The following is a 21,471-nucleotide window of genomic DNA, read 5'->3' on the forward strand; positions in this document are numbered from 1 at the left end:
GACGTCCCAGTGCCCGGCGGCCTCGTCGAAGGAGGCGGACTCGACGGTGGTGGAGCTCCAGTAGTTGAGCTCCATGACCTTGGTGTACATCTCCAGCCAGTCGCCGATCTTGTCCTTGGGCGCGAACACCGGCCAGTTCTCCGGGAACGGCAGGTAGGGCAGGTGGTCGTACCAGACCGGGTCGTGCAGGCACAGGGACTTGTAGCGGCTGCGCCACTGGTCCCCGGGCCGGGCGTGCCGGTCCACGACGATGGTGGGGACGTCGAGCTGCCGCAGCCGGGCGCCCAGCGCGATGCCGCCCTGCCCGCCGCCGATGACCAGCACGTGCGGCTGACGGGTGTACCCGAGTTCGGTGGCCTCGGCCTCGCGGCGCTCCAGCCACGTCTGCCGGTCCCTGTTCGCGCCGTGCTCGGCGCCCCGCGGGCGTCGCTCCCGGGAGGGTTCCTCGTGGCCTGCGAGCTCCTGCAGCGTGGTCAGCAGCGTCCAGGCCTGGCCGTCCCGCAGCCGCAGGTGCCCACGGCCGCGTCCGACCGAGGTCGAGAACTCGACCCACGCCTCGTCGAGCCCCCCTCTGCTGGTCGGCGAGGTCCCCTCCTCGACGCAGAACCCGGTGGGGTCGACCCGGTCCAGCACCTCGACCAGCCGCGCCCGGACCGCCTCCGGGCCCTCGGCGGTGGCGATGTTCCACGTGAAGGCGACCAGGTCCCGCCAGAAGCACTCCGGCCCGAAGAGCGCCACCGCTGCGTCGACGTCCCGCGCGGTCAGCGCGGCCTGGAACTCCTCGAGCCAGGCATGCGGGGCGTCGGTCATCGGGCACCTCCGGGATCTTTTGCATATCAAGCGTTCGAGATACGTTAGGACGATGGAGCCCGTCGCACCAGGTCCCGCGATGACCGACCCCGGGATCGACACCGGGATCGACACAGCGGCCGTGCAGGCCGCCCGGGAGGCGGTCGCCGCCGGCGGCCGGCGGCTGGTCGACGAGGGCCTGGTCACCGGGACGGCGGGCAACGTGAGCGTGCGGGTCGGCGACCTGGTCGCCATCTCGCCGTCGTCGGTGCCCTACGCCGAGGTCGGGCCGGAGGACGTGTGCCTCGTGCACCCCGACGGCAGCCCGGCCGAGGGGTCCACCAGCCGGCGACCCTCGACCGAGACCGGGCTGCACCTGTCGGTCTACGCGGCCACGGACGCCGGCGCGGTCGTGCACCACCACGGCCTGCGCAGCGTCGCGGTCTCCACCGTCGTCGACGTGCTCCCGCCGCTGCACTACTACGCGGTCCGGCTCGGTGGCGCCCCCCGGGTGGCGCCCTACCACCGCTACGGCACCCCGGAGCTGGCCCGCGCGGTCACCGAGGCCCTCGCCGACCGCAGCGCGGCCCTGATGCAGAACCACGGTGCCGTCACCCACGGCGCCACCCTCGACGACGCGTTCGAGCGGGCCCACCTGCTCGAGTGGCTGTGCGAGCTGTACGTCACCGCCACCGCCCTGGGCCGCCCCCGGGTGCTCACCGACGACGAGCTCGCCGAGGTCGTCGCGTCCCGCTACGGAGGTCCCACCGCGTGATCCCGCACGTCGTCTGCATCGGCCCGCACATCGTCGACGTCCACGTCCGGCCGGTCGCCGAGATCCCGCCCGGTCAGGGTGGCGTCCTCGTCGAGGACGCCCGGGTCACCGCCGCCGGCACCGCGGCGGGCACCGCCGTCGACCTGGCCAAGCTCGGCGCCCGGGTGACCTCCGTCGGGGCGATCGGGGACGACGCCCTCGGCCGGCTGCTGCGCATGCTGCTGGAGGACGCCGGCGTCGAGACCGACCGGTTGGTCACCCGCGTCGGCGGTCGGACGTCGACGACGATCCTGCCGATCCGGGCCAACGGCGAGCGCCCGACGCTGCACCTGCCCGGCGTCACCGCCACGCTGGCCGCCGCCGACGTCGACCGGGACCTGGTCGCCGGCGCCGACGTCCTGCACCTGGGCGGGCCCGACGTGCTGGGGCCGTTCGCCACGGAGGTCGCCCCGGGCCTGCTGCGGCACGCCCGCGGATCGGGCACCACGACCACCGTGGACCTGCTGCGCTCCGGTGCCGGGCCCGACGTCCTGGAGCAGCTCGGCCCGCTGTGGCCGTGGGTCGACCTGTTCGTGCCCAACGACGACCAGCTGCGGTCGATGACCGGCCACGACGACCTCGAGCAGGCCGCCCGCGTGCTGCTGGACCTGGGCGTGGGCACCGTCGTCGTCACCCGGGGGGCCGACGGCTCCCTGGTCGTCGGGCCCGACGGCGCGGAGGCCGTGCCCGCCTTCGCCGTGGAGGTCGTCGACACCACCGGGTGCGGCGACGCGTTCACCGCCGGGCTGGTCGTCGGCCTGCAGCAGGGCTGGGCACTGCCGGTCGCGGCCCGGCTGGCGACCGCCACGGCCGCGCTGGTCGCCACCGGCCTGGGCTCCGACGCCGGGGTCGTGGACCTGCCGACGACGCTGGCCTGGTGGGCCGAGCGGGCCGACCAGGTGGGCGGGCCCCCGCCGGCCTGACCAGGGACCCAGCAGCGCCGCGACCACGAGCAGGACCGGGATCGAGCCGGCGGTGGTGAGGGTGACGGTCTGCTGGGCCAGCCGCTCGCCCGTGCCGTAGGCGACCGCGTAGGTGTAGACGTTCTGGGCGGTCGGCAGCGCGGCCAGCACCACGATCACGAACAGCTCGGTGCCGCCGATGCCCACCGCCGCGGCCAGCGCCCAGGCGATCCCGGGCATGACCAGCAGCTTCAGCGCCGTCGCCAGCAGCACCGCCCGCCGCTCGGGCCCGCGGCCGGGCACCGGGGCGCCGTGCAGCGAGACGCCGTAGGCCAGCAGCACGGCCGGGACGGCGAACGAGGCCAGCAGCTCCAGCGGGTCCAGCACCAGGTCGGGCACCGTCCACCCCACCCCGCTGACCACCAGGCCCAGCACAGACGCGATCAGCACCGGGTTGCGGAACGGCGTGGTCAGCCGCACCCAGCGCGGGGTCCCCTCGTCCGGGCCGGTGAGGTCCAGCAGGACGACCGCGGCCGGGACGAGCAGCACGAGCTGGAACAGCAGCAGCGGTGCGACCAGGGTGGCGTCGCCGAGCACGTGCACCGCGATCGGGATGCCGAGGTTGGCGGAGTTCACCATCCCGGCGCCGAGCGCGCCGATCGTCGTGCGCCGGACCCCCCAGCGACGGACGGCGCCCACCACCCCCATCGCCCCGGCGCAGGCCAGCGCCGCGGCGGAGGTGACCCAGAGGGTGCCGGAGAAGATCTGCCCCAGGTCGGCGCCGACCAACGTGGTGAACAGCAGCGCCGGGGTGGCCACCCGGAACGACGTCTGCGCCAGCACCAGCTGCGCACCCGGCGGGAGCACCCCGCGCCGCGCGGCCAGGTACCCGACGGCGATGACCACCCCGATGACCAGGAACCCGGTCAGCACCCCCGTCACGCGCTGGAGTCTGCCCGGCTCCGGGGTTCCCGCCCTCCCCGCACGGTCCCGGAGGGCGGGAACCCCGGACCACGGCGCCGGGACGACGATGCGGCCCTCGGAGGACCGCCCGGCCCGAGCCGTCCACCGGGAGCACGGGGGCGGCCCGGTCGGGGCCCGCCGGCCAGCCAGGAGCGAGCTGCTCCCCGAAGAGGTCGTCACACCCGGTGGCCGCGGCGATCGCCAGGAACAACCGACACCACCCGGGTCACGATCCGATCACGGCGCAGCCCCCACGCGCCCGTCACCTGACGCCTGCGCACCAGACCCCGGCCGGAACGGGTCCTGGGCGTCACACGACGCCTGCGGGGGAGGGGAGCAGCGGCGCAGCCGGGAGACTGGGGCCGTGGCGCGGATCAGCAGGGGGCAGGCGGTGCGGGTCGCCGTCCTCGGGGCGATCCTGCTCGCCGGCGCGGTCCTCGCGCTCACCACCGACCTGCCCTCGGTCGACCAGGTGCGCGGCTGGCTCGACGGCGCCGGGGTGCTCGGCTGGGCGGCGCTGGCCGGGGGCACCGCGCTGGCGGTCCTGGCGCCCGTGCCGCGGTCGGCGCTGGCCCTGCTCACGGGGGTGCTGCTGGGGTTCTGGGCCGGACTGCTGGTCGCGGTCGTCGGGGCCCTGCTGGGTGCGCTGCTCGGGTTCGGGCTGGGGCGGGCCCTGGGTCGCGACGCCCTGCTCCGGCTGGCCGGCCCCCGGTTGCGCAAGGCCGACCAGCTGGCGATGGACCGCGGGTTCCTCGCCGTCCTCGCTGCGCGGCTCACCCCGGTGCTGCCGTACTTCCTGGTCAACTACGCCGGCGGGCTGTCCGGCGTCCGGTTGCCGGTGTACCTGGCCGCGACGCTCGTCGGCCTCCTCCCCGGCGCCGTGTTCAACGTGGCGGTGGGTTCGGTGGCCGGCGACCTGGGCGCCTGGGGGCTGGTCGTCACCTCGGGCCCGGTGCTGGCGATCGGGGTGGTGGTGCTGGCCGTGCGCCGGCGGCGTCGTCGACAGCACTCTGCGACCGTCTCGCCGCAGGACTAGACAGGCGTAGAGAGCCCGATCGTCGTCGTCACCCGCACGACGGACGGCGTCGGCGGCACCGAGCCGAACCCGAACCGCACCGGCGGGTCCACGCGGGCCAGCCCGCCCAGGTCGGCGCCGTCCCACGTCGCGGACGCCGAGCGGATCAGGTGCAGGTCCTGCACGCCGTACCACTCGGTGCGCCCGCCGCCGGCCGTGCCGCGGGTGCGCAGGCCGGCCACCCGGGCGAAGGGGTCCAGCAGCGAGACCCAGGCCGGGGTGCGGGCCAGGGGTGACGGAACGGTCCGCAGCGCCCATCCCAGCGGCGGACGCCGGCCGACCCGGACCCGCAACGCCAGCGGTCCGGCCCGGAGCACCCAGTGGCCGGGAGCCCGCCCGACCTCGACCGGCACCACCCGCACCTCGTCGAAGGAGTACGTCCCCGCGACGAAGGAGGCCAGCTCGGGGGTGGCGGCCAGCAGCACCCGGTTCCCGTCGGCCCGCTCGACCATCACGTCGGACACCGGCCCCAGCGGCGAGCGGGGCCAGTAACCGACCACCAGCCGGGTACCCGACGTCGTCCCGAGCCCCAGGATCCAGCCGTCGAACCGCACACGCTCACCCATGCGACACGCGCTACCCCGTTCTACGCGCTTCTACGTCCCGGGCTAGAGAGCGGAATACGGTGCCCGACATGGATCCCGTGCGGAACCCCTACGCCCCCGGCGCCGGCCAGCGGCCGCCCGAGCTCGCCGGCCGGGACACCGAGCTGAGCGCGTTCGACGTCGTCCTGGAGCGGATCGCGCACGGGCGACCCGAGCGCTCGCTGGTGCTCACCGGGCTGCGCGGGGTGGGCAAGACCGTGCTGCTCAACCACCTGCGCTCGGCGGCCATCGCCCGCGGCTGGGGCACCGGGAAGATCGAGGCCCGCCCCGACCAGTCGCTGCGCCGGCCGGTCGCCAGCGCGCTGCACATGGCGTTGCGCGAGCTGGGGCCGCGGCACGGCAACGCCGAGGCGGTGGCCGACGTCCTCGGGGTGGTGAAGGCGTTCGCGCAGTACCAACCGGCCGACGCCAAGCTCCGCGACCGCTGGCAGCCCGGCATCGACGCCCCGGCGGCCACCGGCCGGGCCGACACCGGGGACATGGAGATCGACCTGGTCGAGCTGCTCAGCGACGCCGCCGGGGTGGCCGCCGACACCGGCAGCGGCATCGCGCTGTTCATCGACGAGATGCAGGACGTGCAGCCCGACGACGTCAGCGCCATCTGCGCCGCCTGCCACGAGCTGTCGCAGCAGGGTGCACCGCTGATCGTGGTGGGTGCCGGCCTCCCGCATCTGCCGGCGGTGCTGAGCGCGTCCAAGTCCTACTCCGAGCGGCTGTTCCGCTACCTGCGCATCGACCGACTCGACCGGGCCGCCGCCGACCGGGCCCTGGTCGGCCCCGCCGAGCGCGAGGACGTCGCCTTCACCCCCGGTGCGCTGGACGCCCTCTACGCCGCCGCCGACGGCTACCCCTACTTCGTGCAGGCCTACGGCAAGGTCACCTGGGACCTCGCGGCCACCACCCCCATCACCGAGGACGACGTCGCCGTGGCCGCCCCGGCCGCCGAGGCCGAGCTGGCGGTGGGCTTCTTCGGCTCGCGCTACGACCGGGCCACCCCGGCCGAGCGGGAGTACATGCACGCCATGGCCGACCTCGGCGGTCCGACCGGCGCGGCCGTGAGCACCAGCGACGTCGCGGTCAGCCTGGGGCGCAAGCCCGCCTCGCTCTCGCCGGCCCGGGACTCCCTGATCAAGAAGGGCCTGGTCTACAGCGCCGAGCGCGGCCAGATCGCCTTCACCGTGCCGCACTTCGGCCGCTACCTGCTCCGCCAGCCGGACTGAGCGGGTTCCACGTGGAACGACCACGGCCCACCCCGCGGAGGAGTGGGCCGTGGTCGTCGCGGCGGATCGATCAGGTGAGGGACTTCCGGGCCAGGTCGCGCTCGGCGTAGGCGGCATCGCGCTGGCCGGGGCCGGCGTTCGTGCCGCTGGCGGCCGGGGCGTCGACCGGGTCGCCCTCGGTGGTCGAGGGGCCGTGGCCGTCCTCGAGCATCGTGGTCTCGTCGAAGGGGCGGTCACCGGCCAGCACGGCCTTCATCTGCTCGCGGTCGAGCTCCTTGGTCCAGGTGGCCACCAGCATGCAGGCGATGGCGTTGCCCGAGAAGTTGGTGACCGCGCGGGCCTCGCTCATGAACCGGTCGATGCCGACGATCAGTCCGACGCCGTCCAGCAGCTCCGGGCGGTGCGAGGAGAGGCCGCCGGCCAGGGTGGCGAGGCCGGCGCCGGAGACCCCGGCCGCACCCTTCGAGGCGATGATCATGAAGACCAGCAGGCTCAGCTGCTCGCCGAAGCTCAACGGGTCGCCCAGGGCCTCCGAGATGAACAGCGAGGCCATCGTCAGGTAGATCGCGGTGCCGTCGAGGTTGAACGAGTACCCGGTCGGGACGACGATGCCGGCGACGGGCTTGCTGACGCCGATGTGCTCCATCTTGGCGATCAGCCGGGGCAGCGCGGTCTCGGACGACGACGACGAGACGATCAGCAGGTACTCCCGCGCCAGGTACTTGAGGAACGTGAAGACGTTGATCCCGACGACCGCCCGCAGGATCGTGCCGAGGAAGACGAACACGAACACCGCGCAGGTGAGGTAGAAGCCGAGCATCAGGATGCCGAGGCTCTTCAACGCGTCGACCCCGGTGGCGCCGACGACCGCGGCGATCGCGCCGAAGGCACCGATCGGGGCGACCCACATGATCATCGCCAGGATGCGGAAGACCAGCTTCTGGATGTGCCCGATGCCGGTGAGGATCGGGGTGCCGGCCTTGCCCATGGCCTGCAGGGCGAAGCCGACCAGCAGCGCGATGAGCAGCGCCTGCAGCACCGACCCGCTGGTCAGCGAGGACAGCAGCGTGGTCGGGATCAGCGACAGGATGAAGCCGGTGGTGCCCTCGGGCGCGGTCTCGGCACTGGTCTGGACGAGCTCGGCTCCGGCGCCGCGCACCTCGTCGGTCAGCTGCAGGCCCTCACCCGGGTGCAGCACGTTGCCCACCAGCAGGCCGATCGCCAGGGCGACCGTCGACATCGCGATGAAGTAGCCCAGCGCCAGACCACCGATCCGGCCGACCTGGGCGGCCTGCCGGATGGCGCCGATGCCCAGCACGATGGTGCAGAAGATGACCGGCGCGATGATCATCTTGATCAGGCCGACGAACGCGGTGCCCAGCCACTTGAGCTCGACGCCGAACTCCGGGAAGACCAGGCCCACCACGATCCCGGCGACCACGGCGACGATCACCGCGATGTAGAGCCAGTGGGTCTTGTCGCGCTTCTGTCGTGGTGCGGCGTCGGTGCCGGTGGCCATGGCGTGCTCCTGGGGGTCGGGCTGCGGTCACCGGGTCCCGGCGACGGTCCGACCCTCCCGTGCGGCGTGACTCCGGTCACCCTTGCGTTCATTGCGTGCACACTCCTGTCGTGCGCATCCCCGCCCTCACGGCCCGCGGCCGCCGTGGGCGCGGCAGCCTGGCCCGCCAGCTGCTCGGCCTGCAGGCCCTGGTGCTGCTGGTCGTGGTGGTCGCGCTGGGGTGGCTCGCGGTGGCCCGCGCCCAGGCCGCCGTCGAGGACCGCGCGGCGAACCAGTCGCGCAGCATCGCCGAGACGATCGCCGACTCGCCGCTGGTCCGCTCGGCCGTCGTCGGCACCGACCCGACCGCGGTGCTGCAGCCCTACGTCGAGCAGGTCCGGGCCGACACGGCGACGTCCTTCATCACCGTCATGGCGCCCGACCGCACCCGGTTCACCCACCCCGACCCCGACCAGATCGGCCAGCCGTTCGTCGGCAACATCGCCGAGGCCCTGGCGGGGGAGGCCTTCACCGAGACCTACACCGGCACGCTCGGCCCCTCCGTCCGCACGGTGGCGCCGATCTTCGCGACCGGCAGCAGCACCGACGTCGTCGCGCTGGTCAGCGTGGGCATCACCGTGGCCGCGATCGGGGACGACGTCGCCGCCGCCCTCCCCGGGGTGCTCGGGGTCGCGGCCGCGGTGCTGGCCGCCGGCGCGCTGGGCAGCTGGCTGATCAGCCGTCGGCTGCGCCGGCAGACCCACGGCCTGGGCGCGGCGCCCCTGGCCCGCATGCTCGAGTACTACGACGCGGTGCTGCACGCCGTCCGCGAGGGGCTGCTGCTGCTGGACGGCGACCGGCGGGTGCAGCTGGTCAACGACGAGGCCCGCCGGCTGCTGGAGCTCGACGGCGACGTCACCGGCCGGCACGTGACCGAGCTGGGGCTCTCGCCGGAGCTGGCCACGACCCTGTCCCAGCAGCGGCTGGCCGTCGACGAGGTGCACGTCAGCGGCAGCCGGGTGCTGGTGGTCAGCCAGGCCCCGGCCACCCCGAAGGGCGGATCGGTCGGCGCCGTGGTCACGCTGCGGGACCACACCGACCTGCAGGCGCTCACCGGCGAGCTCGACAGCGTGCGGGCCTTCGCCGAGTCGCTGCGCTCGCAGGCCCACGAGGCGGCCAACCGGCTGCACACCACCGTGTCGCTGGTCGAGCTGGGCCGCACCGAGGAGGCCGTCGAGTTCGCCACCTCGGAGCTGGCCGTCGCCCAGCGGCTCACCGACCGGGTGGTCGAGGCCGTCGAGGAGCCCGTGCTGGCCGCCCTCCTGCTGGGCAAGGCGGCCACCGCGCACGAGCGCGGGGTGGCCCTGGAGATCGACCCGGCCACGGCCGTGGGCACCACCGGCATCCCGGGCGGCGACCTGGTCACGATCGTGGGCAACCTGCTGGACAACGCCATCGACGCCGCCCTCGCCGGGGACGCCCCGCGGGAGGTGCAGCTGTCGCTGTGGCAGGCCGAGGGCCGGCTCGAGCTGCGGGTCGAGGACACCGGGCCGGGCGTGGCCGACCCCGAGCAGGTGTTCGCCCGCGGCTGGACCACCAAGAGCACCGGCCAGGGGTTGGGCCTGGCCCTCGTCGCGCAGGCCGTGAAGCGCAACGGCGGCACGGTGTCGGTGCGGCCGGGGCCGGGCGCGGAGTTCTCGGTGTCGCTCCCGGTGCGCGCGGCGGTGGCCCCGTGACCGATCTGCGGGTGCTGGTGGTCGAGGACGAGCCGGTGGCCGCCGAGGCCCACCGGGCGCACGTGGACCGGGCCCCCGGGTTCACCACGGTGGCCGTCGCCGGCACCGGCCGCGCGGCCTGGGAGGCGCTGGGCCGGCACGAGGTCGACCTGGTCCTGCTGGACATGAACCTGCCCGACACCCACGGCACCGAGCTGCTGCGCCGGCTGCGGGCCGCCGGCCACGACGTCGACGTGCTGGCCGTGACCTCGGCCCGCGAGCTGGCCACCGTGCGCGCGGCGGCTGCGCACGGCGTGGTCGGCTACCTGCTCAAGCCGTTCACCGGGGCGGCGCTGCGCGACCGGCTCACCGACTACGCCGTGCACCGGGCGACCCTGCGCGGCGAGGGCGACATCGGCGGGCAGGACGCCGTGGACCGGGCGCTGGAGCTCACCCGTCCCAGCCGCCCGGCCCCGCTGCCCAAGGGCATGGGCCGCGAGACCCTCGACGCCGTCGTCGCCGCCGTCCGCGCCGGGGACGGCCTGTCCGCGGCCGAGACCGCCGTGCAGATCGGCGCCTCGCGGATCACCGCCCGCCGGTACCTCGAGCACCTGGCCGACACCGGCCTGGTCACCCGGCAGCCGAGGTACGGCGGCACCGGGCGGCCGGAGCTGGAGTACCGCTGGCAGGCCTGACTCAGCTCGGCGCGGGCTCCGCCTCCGCCAGCGCGCTGGGCCACCAGGTCCGCTTCCCCAGCAGGAGGACGACGGCGGGGACCAGCAGGCTGCGGACGACGAAGGTGTCCAGCAGGACGCCGAACGCCACCAGGAACGCGATCTGCAGCAGGAAGAGGATCGGCAGCACGCCCAGCGCCGCGAACGTGGCCGCCAGCACGATGCCGGCGCTGGTGATGACCCCGCCGGTGACCGACAGGCCGGTCAGCACGCCGGCCCGGGTGCCCTGGTGCAGCGTCTCCTCGCGGACCCGGGTCATCAGGAAGATCGAGTAGTCGATCCCCAGCGCGACCAGGAACACGAAGGCGTACAGCGGCACCGTCGGGTCGCCGCCGGGCAGGTCCAGCACGTGGTCGAAGACCAGCGCGGCGGCCCCCAGGGTGGCGGCGAACGACAGCACGTTGCACAGCAGCAGGAGCAGCGGGGCCACCAGCGAGCGCAGCAGCAGCGCCAGGACCACGAAGACCACCAGCAGGATCACCGGGATGATCCGGTCGCGGTCCGCGGTCGAGTACTCCTTCACGTCCAGCGCCTGGGCCGTCGTGCCGCCGACGAGCACGTCGGGCGAGACGACGTCGAGGTCGGTGCGCAGGGCGGCGACGGCGTCCTCGGCGGCGGGGGAGTCGGCCGCGTCGTCCAGGGTGACCTGCAGCTGGACCAGCCCGTCGACCACCCGCGGCTGCCCGGCGTCGTCCACGGTCGGGGTGACCGACGAGACGCCGTCGGCGTCCTGCACCGCCGTGGTGACCGCGTCCAGGTCGGCCTCCGGCGCCACGACCAGGGTGGGGGAGCCCGACCCGGCCGGGAAGTGCCGGGCCAGCGCCTCGCCGCCGACCACCGACTCCACCCGGTCGAGGAAGGTGTCGCTCTGCGAGACGCCGTCGCTGGGCAGGGTCGGCGCGAACGCGGCCAGCACCAGCAGGAACAGCGCGCTCAGCACCCCGACCGCCACCGGACGTCGGCCGACCAGTGCCGCCACCTTCGCCCACACGCCGGTCGACTCCGGGCCGGCCGAGCCCACGTGCGGCACCCCGGGCCAGAACATCCACCGGCCGTGCTCGCCCGACGACGTCCGGCCGGGCAGCACCAGCAGCGCGGGCAGGAAGGTCAGCGCCGCGACCACCGCCGAGACGATGCCGACGGCGGTGACCGGGCCCAGCCCGCGGGTGGGGCCGATGTCGGCCAGCAGCAGGCAGAGCAGCCCCAGCACGACGGTGGCCGCGCTGGCCAGCACCGGCTCGAGGGTCTGCCGCCAGGCCCGCCGCATGGCGTCGAACCGGTCGTCGTGCCGGCGCAGCTCCTCGCGGTAGCGGGCCACCAGCAGCAGCGAGTAGTCGGTGGCCGCACCCACGACCAGGATCGAGAGGATGCCCTGGCCCTGGCCGTCGAGGGTCACCACCCCGGCGTCGGCGAGCAGGTAGACCACCAGGCTCGCGGTGGTGAGCGCCAGCCCGGCGGTGAGCAGCACGAAGAACGGCAGCACGGGGGAGCGGTAGACCACCAGCAGGATCAGCAGGACGGCGATCCCGGCGACCAGCAGCAGCGTGCCGTCGATGCCGCCGAACGCGCTGACCAGGTCGGCGGTGGTGGCGGCGGGCCCGGCCACGTAGACCGTGGCGCCGCCGAGGTCGGGCACCGCGTCGCGGATCTGCTGCACGGCCACGGTGATCGGGTTCTCGCCGTCGGGCAGCTGGGCCGTGAGGTCACCGGCGTCGAAGGACACCAGGGCGAGCGCCGCCCGGCCGTCGTCGCTGGGGACCACCGGGACCGGCCCGGGCACGAGGAAGTCGTCGACCGTGCGGCCGTCGGCGACCTCGACGCCGGGCACCGACTGCGCGAAGGCGGCGAAGTCGGCCAGCTGGGCCTGGGTGAGCGCGGTGTCGGACTCGACGAGCAGGAACGCGGGGAAGGCGTCGGAGTCGCTGAACCCGGCCGACAGCTCGGCGACCCGCTGGGACTCCGCCGACCCCGGCAGGAACTCGCTCTGGTCGTTGGACTGGACCTCCGACAGCTTGCCGCTGTAGGGCCCGGCGACCGAGGACAGGGCCAGCCACCCCACCACGAGCAGGGCGGGCAGGAGCCACCGCAGGCGGCGACGGGTGGGCGCTTCGGACACGGGGCGGGCTCCTCGGGCACAATGGTCAGCAGGCTGAGGGAAAGTAGCAGGACGTTCAGCCTGCTGACCATTCGACGGGGGAGGTACCGCGTGTCGCAGCCGTCCGACCCGTCCGGCTGGGCCACGGGGCGGCTGCTGTCGACCGCGGCGCGGCTGGCCGAGCACGCCTGGGACGCCCACCTCGCGCACTGGGGGCTGAACCACGCGGGCTTCGCCGTCCTGCACCTGCTGTCGGGCGCCCCGCGGTCCCAGCGCGAGCTCGCCCAGGCGATGCAGGTCGAGGACCAGACCATGAGCCGCGTGCTCGAGCGGCTGGAGCGGCACGGGCAGGTCAGCCGGGCCCGCTCGACCCACGACCGCCGCCGGGTCGAGGTCTCGCTCACCGACGCCGGCCGCACGGCGATGGTCGAGGCCGAGGCCGACGACGCGGCCGAGCGGATGCTCGGCGACGTCGTCCCCGACCGGGCCGAGCTCCGCGCGGCCCTGGTCGCGCTCATCGAGGACCTCTCCGCGCGACGCTGGTCACAGCCGGGCTGACCGGGCTGGGATGCTGCACCCGTGTCACCCGTCGACGAGGTCCTGGCCGGCATCCCCGCACACCGCCGCGAGCTGTTCGCCGCCCGGGTCGAGCGCTGGCTCCCGGACCTGCTCGCCGGCCTGACCCCGCTCTACGCCGACCCCACCGCGGTCGCCGACCGGCTGCTGCTGGCCGCCGCCCGGGCCTACGCCGCGCGGGACGACGAGCTGCACGACCTGGACCTGCGCCGGTCGCTGGCCCCCGACTGGTTCCAGCGCCCCGACGTGATCGGCTACGCCGCCTACGCCGAGCGGTTCGCCGGCAGCGACCTGGCCGCGGTCACCGAGCGGACGGCGTACCTGCAGCACCTCGGCGTGAAGTACCTGCACCTGATGCCGCTGCTCACCCCCGGACCCCCGCCCAACGACGGCGGGTACGCCGTCGCCGACTACGGCTCGATCCGCCCCGACCTGGGCACCATGGCCGACCTCGCCGCCCTCACCCGCGACCTGCGCGGCCGCGGCATGAGCCTGTGCCTGGACCTGGTGCTCAACCACGTCGCCCGCGAGCACACCTGGGCCCGCGAAGCCCGGGCCGGCGACCCGGTCAAGCGCGCCTACTTCCGCGTCTACCCCGACCGCACCGAGCCCGACGCCTGGGAGGCCACCCTCCCCGAGGTCTTCCCCGACCTGGCCCCGGGCAACTTCACCTGGGACGACGACCTGGCCGGCTGGGTCTGGACGACGTTCAACAGCTACCAGTGGGACGTCGACTGGGCCAACCCCGACGTGTTCTGCGAGTACGCCGACGTCGTGCTGGACCTGGCCAACCACGGCGTGGAGATCCTCCGGCTGGACGCGATCGCCTTCACCTGGAAGCGCCCGGGCACGAACTGCCAGAACCAGCCCGAGGTGCACGCCCTCACCCAGGCGCTGCGCACCGTGGCCCGGATCGCCTGCCCCGCCCTGCTGTTCAAGGCCGAGGCGATCGTCGGCCCGAAGGACCTCGTGGCCTACCTGGGCACCGGCGAGCACTGGGGCAAGGTCAGCGACCTGGCCTACCACAACGGGCTCATGGTGCAGGTCTGGTCGATGCTGGCCAGCCGGGACGCCGTCCTGGCCAGCCACGCCCTGCAGCAGCTGGCCGTCCCGCCGTCCACCACGGCCTGGATCACCTACGTGCGCTGCCACGACGACATCGGCTGGGCCATCGACGACGGCGAGGCGGCCGCCGTCGGCATCTCCGGGTTCGAGCACCGGAGGTTCCTCTCGGACTGGTACTCCGGCGACTTCTGGCAGTCCTGGGCACGGGGCCTGGTGTTCGGCGAGAACGAGGCCACCGGCGACCGGCGGATCTCCGGCACCGCGGCGTCGCTGGCCGGCCTCGGCGCCTGGGACCCCCAGGCCGTGGCCCGGGTGCTGCTGGCGCACGCGGTCGTGTTCGGGTTCGGCGGCATCCCGGTGCTGTGGTCCGGCGACGAGCTGGGCGCGCTCAACGACCCGCACTGGGCCGACGAGCCCGGGCACGCCGGCGACAACCGCTGGGCCCACCGCCCACGACTGACCTGGGGCGCAACCACAGCGCCCGGCCCGCCCCTCCCCGTCCCCGACTCCCCGGCGATCGTCGAGGGCATCGCCGCGCTCACCCGGGCCCGGACGACGCTGCCCCAGCTGCACGCCTCCGTGGCCGCCCGGGTGCTCGACCCGCGCGACCCCGCCGTCCTGCTGGTGGCCCGGGAGCACCCGCTGGGCACGGTGCTGGGTGCCTACAACGTCGCCCCGGAGCCCCGGCACGTCCCGCTGGACGTGCTGCGCCAGCTCGGCCTGGACCCCGCCGCGGTGGTCGACCACCTCACCGGCGCGCCGCCGCGCGTCGCCGAGGACGCCGTCCAGCTCGCCCCCTACCAGGCCTGCTGGCTCCGCTGACGCTGGTCAGGACACCGGCGACAGGACGACCCCGGTGGCCATGTCCTTGAGGTAGAGGTCGCGCAGCCGGTTGCCGTCGGCCGGCACCAGGGCCTGGGACGTCGCCAGCACCACCAGGTCACCGCTGACCGCGACCACCCGGCCGTACTCGCCGGCCGCGACCGCACCGGCAGGACCGGTGACCGACCGACCGGCGACGTCGGCGGTGACCAGCACGAGGGCGCCGGTGCCCAGGTCCCGCCGGTGGACGTCGGTGTGCCCGTTGGTGTCGCCGGGGACGACGGCGGCGGTGGTCGAGTAGAAGCCGTACCGGCCGGTCGGGTCGAGGGCGACCTGGTGCTCCCACGCCGCGGTCTGCCCGTCGCCGAGCGGGGTCAGGGCCCCGGTGACGGTGTCCTTGCGGTAGGCCAGCCCGACCGACCAGCTGCTGCCCGGCGCGGCCGGCCTGGCCGACGTCACGAACGCCACGTAGCGCCCGTCGTCGGAGAGGTCGACGTCCCCGGTGTCCCGGTACACCGCCACCTCGGTGGACCCGACGATGCTGACCACCGTGGCCTCGCCGGCCCCGGTGCCCGAGAGCGTCTTCCGGTACAGCACGAGCGGGCCGTTCGGTCCGGTGGCCGGGAACAGGGCGTACCGGCCGTCGGGGGTCAGGGCCAGGGCCGGCCCGGTCACCGTGCGCGGCAGGTCGGCACCGGTCGCGGTGGTGGAGACCCGGGTGACCGCGCCGGTGGACATCCGCTTGGCGTAGACGTCGACCACGCCGTTGGTGTCCGTGGGCCCCAGGTCGGTGCGGGCCGAGTAGAAGAGCACCAGGTCGCCGTCGCCGCTGACCACCACCGACGGGCTGGTCGCTGCGACGGCGCTGCCGGTCTGCAGCACCGTCCCGGCCACCGAGGCGCTGACCCGGCCGTTCACCGGCACGCTGACCAGGGCCCAGGTACCGGTGGTCGTGTCCAGCCGGTAGACGTCGGGCAGGCCGTTGGTGTCGGCCGCGACCAGCTTGGCCGTGGTGGCCAGCACGACGTACCGGCCGTCGTCGCTGACCGCGGGGGCGGCTGCGTTGGTCGGGTCCGCGGTGGTGGCGGAGGCCGGCAGCGGCGCGATCCGGGTCGCCGTGCCCGCCGTGCGGTCCAGCCGGTACAGCTCGTAGGCGGTGTTGGTGTCCGAGGCCTCCAGCTGCGCCCGGGTGCCCACCACGACGAACCGGCCGTCGCCGCTCACCGCCAGGCCGCCGGTCTCGCCGGACCCGAGGGCCGGCACCGTCACCCCCACCGGGACGACGACCACGGCCGCCGACGCCACGGAGGCGTTGCCGCTGGGGTCCACGGCGACGACGGTGAACGCGTAGGACGTGCCGTCGACCAGCCCGGTCACGGTCACCGGCGACGTCCCGGTGGTGAGGACCGGGACCCCGTCGCGCAGCACCCGGAACACCAGGACGTCGGGATCGGCCGGCGCCGTCCAGCCGATCGTCGCCGTCCCGGTGGCGCCCCGACCGGTGACCGCGGTCGGTGCTGCCGGGGCGGTGCGGTCGTAGGGCACCGCGGTGACGACGACGGAGGCGGCGGACACGTTGCCGTGCCCGTCCACGGCCACCACGGTGAGCGCGACGGCCGTGCCGGGCGCCAGGCCGGTGAGGGTCGCGGCGGTACCGCTGACCGTGGCGACCGGCGCCCCACCCACCAGCACCTGGTACCGGGCGACATCGGGGTCGGCCGGTGCGGTCCAGCTCACCAGCACCTGCCGTTCGCCGCCGGTGGCCACCGGCGCGGTGGGCGCACCGGGCGCGGTCAGGTCGGTCGGGGTCGCGGACACCACGGTCGAGGCGGGTGACCGGTTGCCGTGGGTGTCCACGGCGACCAGCGCGTAGCCGTAGGCGGTGTCGTTCGTGACCGAGGTGTCGGTGAAAGCCGGTCCGGTGACGGTGGCGATCTCGGTGCCGTCGCGCAGCACCCGGTAGGTCGCCAGGTCCGGCTCCGTGCCCGCCGTCCAGGTCAGGGTGACCCGGCCGTCACCGCGGACGGCCACCAGCCCGGCCGGGGTGGCCGGTGCGGTCAGGTCGGTCGGGGTGCCCGGCACCGACGGCGCCGAGGTGGCCGACGCGTTGCCGTGGGTGTCCACCGCCGCGATCGCGTACCGGTAGGTCGTGTCGTCGGTCAGCCCGGTGTCGGCGTACGACGTCCCCGAGACCGTCGTCAGGAGCACGCCGTCCCGGTACAACCGGTACCCCGCGAGGTCCGGCTCGGTGTTCGCCGTCCACGACAGGTCGACCCGGCCGTCGCCGCGCACCGCGACCAGCCCGGTCGGCACGGCGGGCGCCGTCAGGTCCGTCGGCGTCGCGGGCACCGACCCCGTGGGGGCCGACCGGTTGCCGTGCGTGTCGACGGCGACCAGCTGGTAGCCGTAGGCGGTGTCGTTCGTGACCGCCGTGTCGGTGTACCCGGTGCCGGTCACGGTGGCGATCTCGGTCCCGTCGCGCAGCACCCGGTAGGTGGCCAGGTCCGGGTCGGTGCTCGCCGTCCAGGTGAGGGTCACCGACCCGTCCCCGTGCACGGCGACCAGGCCGGTGGGGGTGGCCGGCGGGGTGAGGTCGGTCGGGGTCGCGGGCACCACCGGGCTGGTGGTCGGCGAGGCGTTCCCGTGGGTGTCCACCGCCGCGATCGCGTACCGGTAGGTCGTGTCGTTGGTCAGCCCGGTGTCGGCGTACGACGTGCCGGTCACCGTCGTCAGCAGCAGGCCGTCCCGGTACAGCCGGTACCCCGCGAGGTCCGGCTCGGTGTTCGCCGTCCACGAGAGGTCCACCCGGCCGTCTCCCCGCACCGCGACCAGGCCCGCGGGCGTCGCCGGTGCCGTCAGGTCCGTCGGTGTCGCCGACACCGACGCCGTCGGGGCCGACCGGTTGCCGTGGGTGTCCACCGCGACCAGCCGGTAGGCGTAGGCCTGGTCGTCGGTGAGCCCCGTGTCGGTGTACGACGTCCCGGTGACCGTGGCGACCTCCCTGCCGTCGCGCAGCACCCGGTACCCGGCGAGGTCCGGCTCCGTGTTCGCCGTCCACGACAGCGTCACCCGCTGCTCCCCGCGCGCAGCGGCGAGTCCGCTCGGCACCGCCGGGGGCGTCAGGTCGGTGGGGGTCGCGCCGACCGTCGTGGTGGCCGCCGACCGGTTGCCGTGGGTGTCCACCGCGACCAGCTGGTAGCCGTACGCCCGGTCGTTCGTCAGCCCGGTGTCGGTCCAGCTCCGGCCGGCGACCGTCGCGACCTCGGTGCCGTCGCGCAGCACCCGGTAGGTCGCGAGGTCGGGCTCGGTGTTCGCCGTCCAGGTCAGCGTCACCTGGCCGTCGCCGCGCACCGCGGTCAGGCCGGTCGGGGTGGCCGGTGCGGTGAGGTCCGTGGGCGTGGCCGGGACCACCGGGGTCGAGGTGGCCGAGGCGTTGCCGTGGGTGTCCACCGCGGCGATCGCGTACCGGTAGGTCGTGTCGTTGGTCAGCCCGGTGTCGACGAAGGTCCTGCCCGTGACCGTGGTCAGCACCGACCCGTCCCCGTACAACCGGTAGGTCGCCAGGTCCGGTTCGGGGTTCGCCGTCCAGGACAGCGTCACCCGACCGTCGCCGCGCACCGCGATCAGGCCGGTGGGGACGGCGGGGGGCGTCAGGTCGGTCGGCGTGGCCGAGACCGCCGGCGAGGAGGCGGCCGACCGGTTGCCGTGGGTGTCCACCGCGGCGAGCCGGTAGCCGTAGGCCACGTCGTTGGTCCGCCCCGTGTCGGTCCACGTGGTGGCCCCGGTGACCGTGGCCACCTCGACGCCGTCGCGCAGCACGCGGTAGGACGCGAGGTCGGGCTCGGGGTTCGCCGTCCAGGACAGCGTCACCCGGCCGTCGCCGCGCACGGCGGTCAGCCCGGTGGGCACCGAGGGCGGGGTCAGGTCGGTGGGGGTGGCGGCCACTGCGGGCGAGGAGGGCGCCGACCACTGCCGGGAGACGTCGACGGCCTCCACGGTGTACCGGTAGGTGGTGTCGTTGGTCAGCCCGGTGTCGGTCCAGCTGCGCCCGGTGAGCGTGCCGCTGACCGGGGTGCCGTCCCGCAGCACCCGGTAGCCGGCCAGGTCGGACTCGGTGTTGGCGGCCCAGGCCACCTGCACCTGCCCATCGCCGCGCACGGCGGTCACGCCGGTGGGCGCGGCGGGGGCGACGCCGTCCCGGGGGTAGCTGGTCGCGGTGGCGGCGACCGTGCCGTAGTAGGTGACGAGGTCGAGGAAACCGCCCTGCGACCGGGTCACCACCCGGACCGTGTAGTCGGTGCCGTTGACCAGGCCGGTGATCGGGGCAGTCGTCGTCGTCCCGTTGACCGTCTGGTTGAGCGTGCTGCCGACGTAGACCCGGTAGCCGGTGACGGTCGGCTCGGTCGACGCCGTCCAGCTGACCTGACTGAACTGGCCGTTGCCCGGGGTGATGACCACGTTCGTGGGTGGCAGTCCGTCGGTGGCGCTCGCCAGCTGCAGGTCCGGGTTCGCCGGTACCGTCGGCGAGCCCACCGTGGTCAGGGCGAGGAGCCCGGCCAACCCGGCCACCAGCACGACCCGCAGCGCACCGACGATGCGTCGATGTCCGCCACCGGCTCGGTTGAGGCACACCTGTCCCATGTGGAACAGAATCGGTTGCAAACAACCCGACTTGAGCCGATACGGAACCAATTCATCCGATTACCAACCCCGGTCGGGGTCAGGCGACGGGGGACAGGGCGGTGCCGGCTGCGAGGTCCTTCACGTAGAGGTCGCGGACCCGGTTCGTGTCCGCGGGCAGCAGCCCCTGGGACGTCGTCAGCACCACCAGGTCGCCGCTGACCGCGATGACCCGCCCGTACTCCGCCGCGGCGACCGCCCCGGCGGGGCCGGTCACCGGACGGCCGTCGGCGTCGGCGGTGACCAGGACGACGGTCCCCGCCTGGAGGTCGCGCCGGAAGACGTCGGTGTGCCCGTTGGTGTCCCCGGTGACCGCCGCCGTCGTGGAGAAGAAGCCCCATCGCCCGGTGGGGTCCAGGGCGATCTGGTGCTCCCAGGCGGTGGTCTGGCCGTCGCCGAGGGCGGCCAGGGCGCCGGTGGCGGTGTCCTTGCGGTAGGCGAGCCCGACGCTGCCGCTGGACCCGGGCGCGGTGGGCCTCGCGGAGGTGACGAAGGCGACGTAGCGGCCGTCGTCGGAGAGGTCGACGTCCCCGGTGTCCCGGAAGACGCCCACCTCGGTGCTGCCGATCGTGCTGACCACCGTGGCCTGCCCGGCGCCAGCACCGGTGAGGGTCTTGCGGTAGAGCACCACCGGGCCGCCGGAGCCGGTGGCCGGGAAGAGGGCGAACCGGCCGTCCGGGGTGAGCGCCAGGGCCGGACCGGTGGCCGACCGGGGCAGGTCGCCGCCGGTGGCCGAGGTGGAGACCCGGGTGACGGCGCCGGTGGACATGCGCTTGGCGTAGACGTCGACGACGCCGTTGGCGTCGGCGGGGCCCAGGTCGGACCGGGACGAGTAGAAGAGCACCAGGTCGCCGTCGCCGCTGACCACCACCGCCGGGCTCGTCGCGGAGACCGCCGACCCGGCCTGCAGCTCCGTGCCGGCCACCGTGCCGCTGACCTTCCCGGACGCGGGCACGGAGACCAGCGCCCAGGTGCCGGTGGTGGTGTCGAGCCGGTAGACGTCGGCGAGCCGGTTGGTGTCGGCCGCCACCAGGGCGACGGTGGTGGCCAGGGCCACGTACCGCCCGTCGTCGCTGATCGCGGGGGCTGCGGAGTTGGTCGCGTCGGCGCTCGTGGCCGCGGCCGGCAGCGGCGCGATCCGGGTGGCGGTGCCGGCGGCGCGGTCGATCCGGTAGAGCTCGTAGGCGGTGTTGGTGTCCGAGGACTCCAGCTTGGCGCGGGTGCCGACGACGACGTACCGGCCGTCCGCGCTCGCCGCCAGCCCGCCGGTGTCGCCGGAGCCCTGGGCCGGCACCGTGCCGGCCACGGGGACGACGACCGCCGCCGCCGAGGCCGCCGACGCGTTGCCGCTGGGGTCGACGGCCACCACGATGAACGAGTACGTGGTGCCGTTGGTCAACCCGGTGACGGTGGTGGGCGAGGCGGACACCGTGGTGACCAGCGCGCCGTCCCGGTAGACCCGGTAGGCGAGCGCGTCGGGGTCGGCGGGGGCGGTCCAGCTGATCGTCGCCGACCCGTTGCCCGCCCGGCCGGTGACCGCGGTCGGCGCCGCGGGCGCGGTGCGGTCGTAGGGGGTGGCGGTGACCGCCGCGGAGGCCGCGGAGGTGTTGCCGTGCCCGTCGACGGCGACCACGGTGACGGTCACCGCGGTCCCCGGGGCGAGACCGGTCACCGTCGTCGTGGTGCCCGTCGCGGTGGCGACCGGCGTCCCGGCCTGCAGCACGCGGTAGCCGACCACGTCGGCGTCGGCCGGGGCCGTCCAGGCGACCACCACCTGCCGCTCGCCGGCGGTGGCCGAGGGCGCGGTGGGCGCCCCGGGCGGGGTCAGGTCGGTCGGGGTGGCCGACGCGGTCGCCGCGGGGGAGCGGTTGCCGTGGGTGTCCACCGCGACCAGCCGGTAGGCGTAGGCCTGGTCGTT

The 21,471-nt window shown here is 74.9% G+C and carries 14 protein-coding genes and 1 pseudogene; 8 read left to right on the forward strand and 7 right to left on the reverse strand.

Going from position 1 to position 21,471, the window contains the following annotated elements; translation table 11 throughout:
• Positions 1-810: nuclear transport factor 2 family protein (locus BLS67_RS22385; RefSeq protein ID WP_479723819.1), on the reverse strand; the 810-nt coding region annotated here is incomplete at its 3' end.
• A 79-nt stretch (positions 811-889) separates the two neighbouring features.
• Here BLS67_RS22385 and BLS67_RS22390 point away from each other — a divergent pair.
• Both BLS67_RS22390 and BLS67_RS25030 read left to right on the forward strand, forming a co-directional pair.
• Positions 890-1,564 (forward strand): class II aldolase/adducin family protein, encoded by a 675-nt coding sequence (locus BLS67_RS22390; RefSeq protein WP_091250418.1) that lies wholly within the window; start codon positions 890-892, stop codon positions 1,562-1,564.
• Positions 1,561-2,526, forward strand: coding sequence for a carbohydrate kinase family protein (locus tag BLS67_RS25030; protein WP_091250420.1), 966 nt, complete (start codon positions 1,561-1,563; stop codon positions 2,524-2,526). The genes BLS67_RS22390 and BLS67_RS25030 overlap by 4 nt, the downstream gene beginning before the upstream one ends.
• A 36-nt stretch (positions 2,527-2,562) precedes the next feature.
• On the opposite strand, the pseudogene BLS67_RS25035 reads toward BLS67_RS25030, so the two are convergent.
• A pseudogene (locus tag BLS67_RS25035) lies at positions 2,563-3,648 on the reverse strand (AEC family transporter); the annotation flags it as partial.
• Positions 3,649-3,832: 184 nt separating this feature from the next.
• Between BLS67_RS25035 and BLS67_RS23330 the strand changes: the two are divergent.
• On the forward strand, positions 3,833-4,504 hold the full coding sequence (locus BLS67_RS23330; RefSeq protein WP_109504784.1) for a TVP38/TMEM64 family protein: 672 nt from the start codon (positions 3,833-3,835) through the stop codon (positions 4,502-4,504).
• On the opposite strand, the gene BLS67_RS22410 is transcribed toward BLS67_RS23330, so the two are convergent.
• Complete coding sequence (locus BLS67_RS22410; protein WP_091250427.1) at positions 4,501-5,109, reverse strand: hypothetical protein; 609 nt, start codon at positions 5,107-5,109, stop codon at positions 4,501-4,503. The two genes, BLS67_RS23330 and BLS67_RS22410, sit on opposite strands and share 4 nt — an antisense overlap.
• A gap of 68 nt (positions 5,110-5,177) precedes the next feature.
• Here BLS67_RS22410 and BLS67_RS22415 point away from each other — a divergent pair, with 68 nt between their 5' ends.
• Complete coding sequence (locus tag BLS67_RS22415; protein ID WP_091250429.1) at positions 5,178-6,368, forward strand: ATP-binding protein; 1,191 nt, start codon at positions 5,178-5,180, stop codon at positions 6,366-6,368.
• 70 nt (positions 6,369-6,438) lie between these two features.
• Here BLS67_RS22415 and BLS67_RS22420 read toward each other — a convergent pair whose 3' ends face one another.
• A complete protein-coding gene (locus tag BLS67_RS22420; protein ID WP_091250432.1) occupies positions 6,439-7,887 on the reverse strand; it encodes a cation:dicarboxylate symporter family transporter in 1,449 nt (482 codons plus the stop codon).
• 110 nt (positions 7,888-7,997) lie between these two features.
• On the opposite strand from BLS67_RS22420, the gene BLS67_RS22425 reads away from it, so the two are divergent.
• On the forward strand, positions 7,998-9,602 hold the full coding sequence (locus BLS67_RS22425; RefSeq protein WP_207500823.1) for a sensor histidine kinase: 1,605 nt from the start codon (positions 7,998-8,000) through the stop codon (positions 9,600-9,602).
• On the forward strand, positions 9,599-10,276 hold the full coding sequence (locus tag BLS67_RS22430) for a response regulator (protein ID WP_091250435.1): 678 nt from the start codon (positions 9,599-9,601) through the stop codon (positions 10,274-10,276). The genes BLS67_RS22425 and BLS67_RS22430 overlap by 4 nt, the downstream gene beginning before the upstream one ends.
• 1 nt (position 10,277) lies before the next feature.
• On the opposite strand, the gene BLS67_RS22435 is transcribed toward BLS67_RS22430, so the two are convergent.
• On the reverse strand, positions 10,278-12,431 hold the full coding sequence (locus tag BLS67_RS22435) for an MMPL family transporter (RefSeq protein WP_207500824.1): 2,154 nt from the start codon (positions 12,429-12,431) through the stop codon (positions 10,278-10,280).
• A 90-nt stretch (positions 12,432-12,521) separates the two neighbouring features.
• On the opposite strand from BLS67_RS22435, the gene BLS67_RS22440 reads away from it, so the two are divergent.
• Together BLS67_RS22440 and BLS67_RS22445 are read left to right on the forward strand one after the other, a co-directional pair.
• Positions 12,522-12,968: a MarR family winged helix-turn-helix transcriptional regulator gene (locus BLS67_RS22440; protein ID WP_207500825.1), complete on the forward strand. Its 447-nt coding sequence runs from the start codon at positions 12,522-12,524 to the stop codon at positions 12,966-12,968.
• A gap of 21 nt (positions 12,969-12,989) precedes the next feature.
• Positions 12,990-14,873 carry an amylosucrase gene (locus BLS67_RS22445; protein WP_091250442.1) on the forward strand — a complete coding sequence of 628 codons (1,884 nt, stop codon included), beginning with the start codon at positions 12,990-12,992 and terminating at the stop codon, positions 14,871-14,873.
• A gap of 6 nt (positions 14,874-14,879) precedes the next feature.
• Here BLS67_RS22445 and BLS67_RS22450 read toward each other — a convergent pair whose 3' ends face one another.
• Together BLS67_RS22450 and BLS67_RS23965 are read right to left on the reverse strand one after the other, a co-directional pair.
• Entirely contained in the window at positions 14,880-19,514 is a 4,635-nt protein-coding gene (locus tag BLS67_RS22450) for a fibronectin type III domain-containing protein (RefSeq protein WP_091250445.1), read from the reverse strand.
• Positions 19,515-19,593: 79 nt separating this feature from the next.
• Positions 19,594-21,471 (reverse strand): fibronectin type III domain-containing protein (locus tag BLS67_RS23965; RefSeq protein ID WP_165617698.1); only part of this gene is annotated, 1,878 nt, incomplete at its 5' end.

Source organism: Klenkia soli, from assembly GCF_900103975.1.
GTDB classification, from domain to species: domain Bacteria; phylum Actinomycetota; class Actinomycetes; order Mycobacteriales; family Geodermatophilaceae; genus Klenkia; species Klenkia soli.

Coding starts and splice junctions, on each gene's coding strand:
- BLS67_RS22420 (WP_091250432.1), bottom strand. CDS start 7,887: ATGGCCACCGGCACCGACGCCGCACCACGACAGAAGCGCGACAAGACC.
- BLS67_RS22415 (WP_091250429.1), top strand. CDS start 5,178: ATGGATCCCGTGCGGAACCCCTACGCCCCCGGCGCCGGCCAGCGGCCG.
- BLS67_RS22410 (WP_091250427.1), bottom strand. CDS start 5,109: ATGGGTGAGCGTGTGCGGTTCGACGGCTGGATCCTGGGGCTCGGGACG.
- BLS67_RS22450 (WP_091250445.1), bottom strand. CDS start 19,514: ATGGGACAGGTGTGCCTCAACCGAGCCGGTGGCGGACATCGACGCATC.
- BLS67_RS22390 (WP_091250418.1), top strand. CDS start 890: ATGACCGACCCCGGGATCGACACCGGGATCGACACAGCGGCCGTGCAG.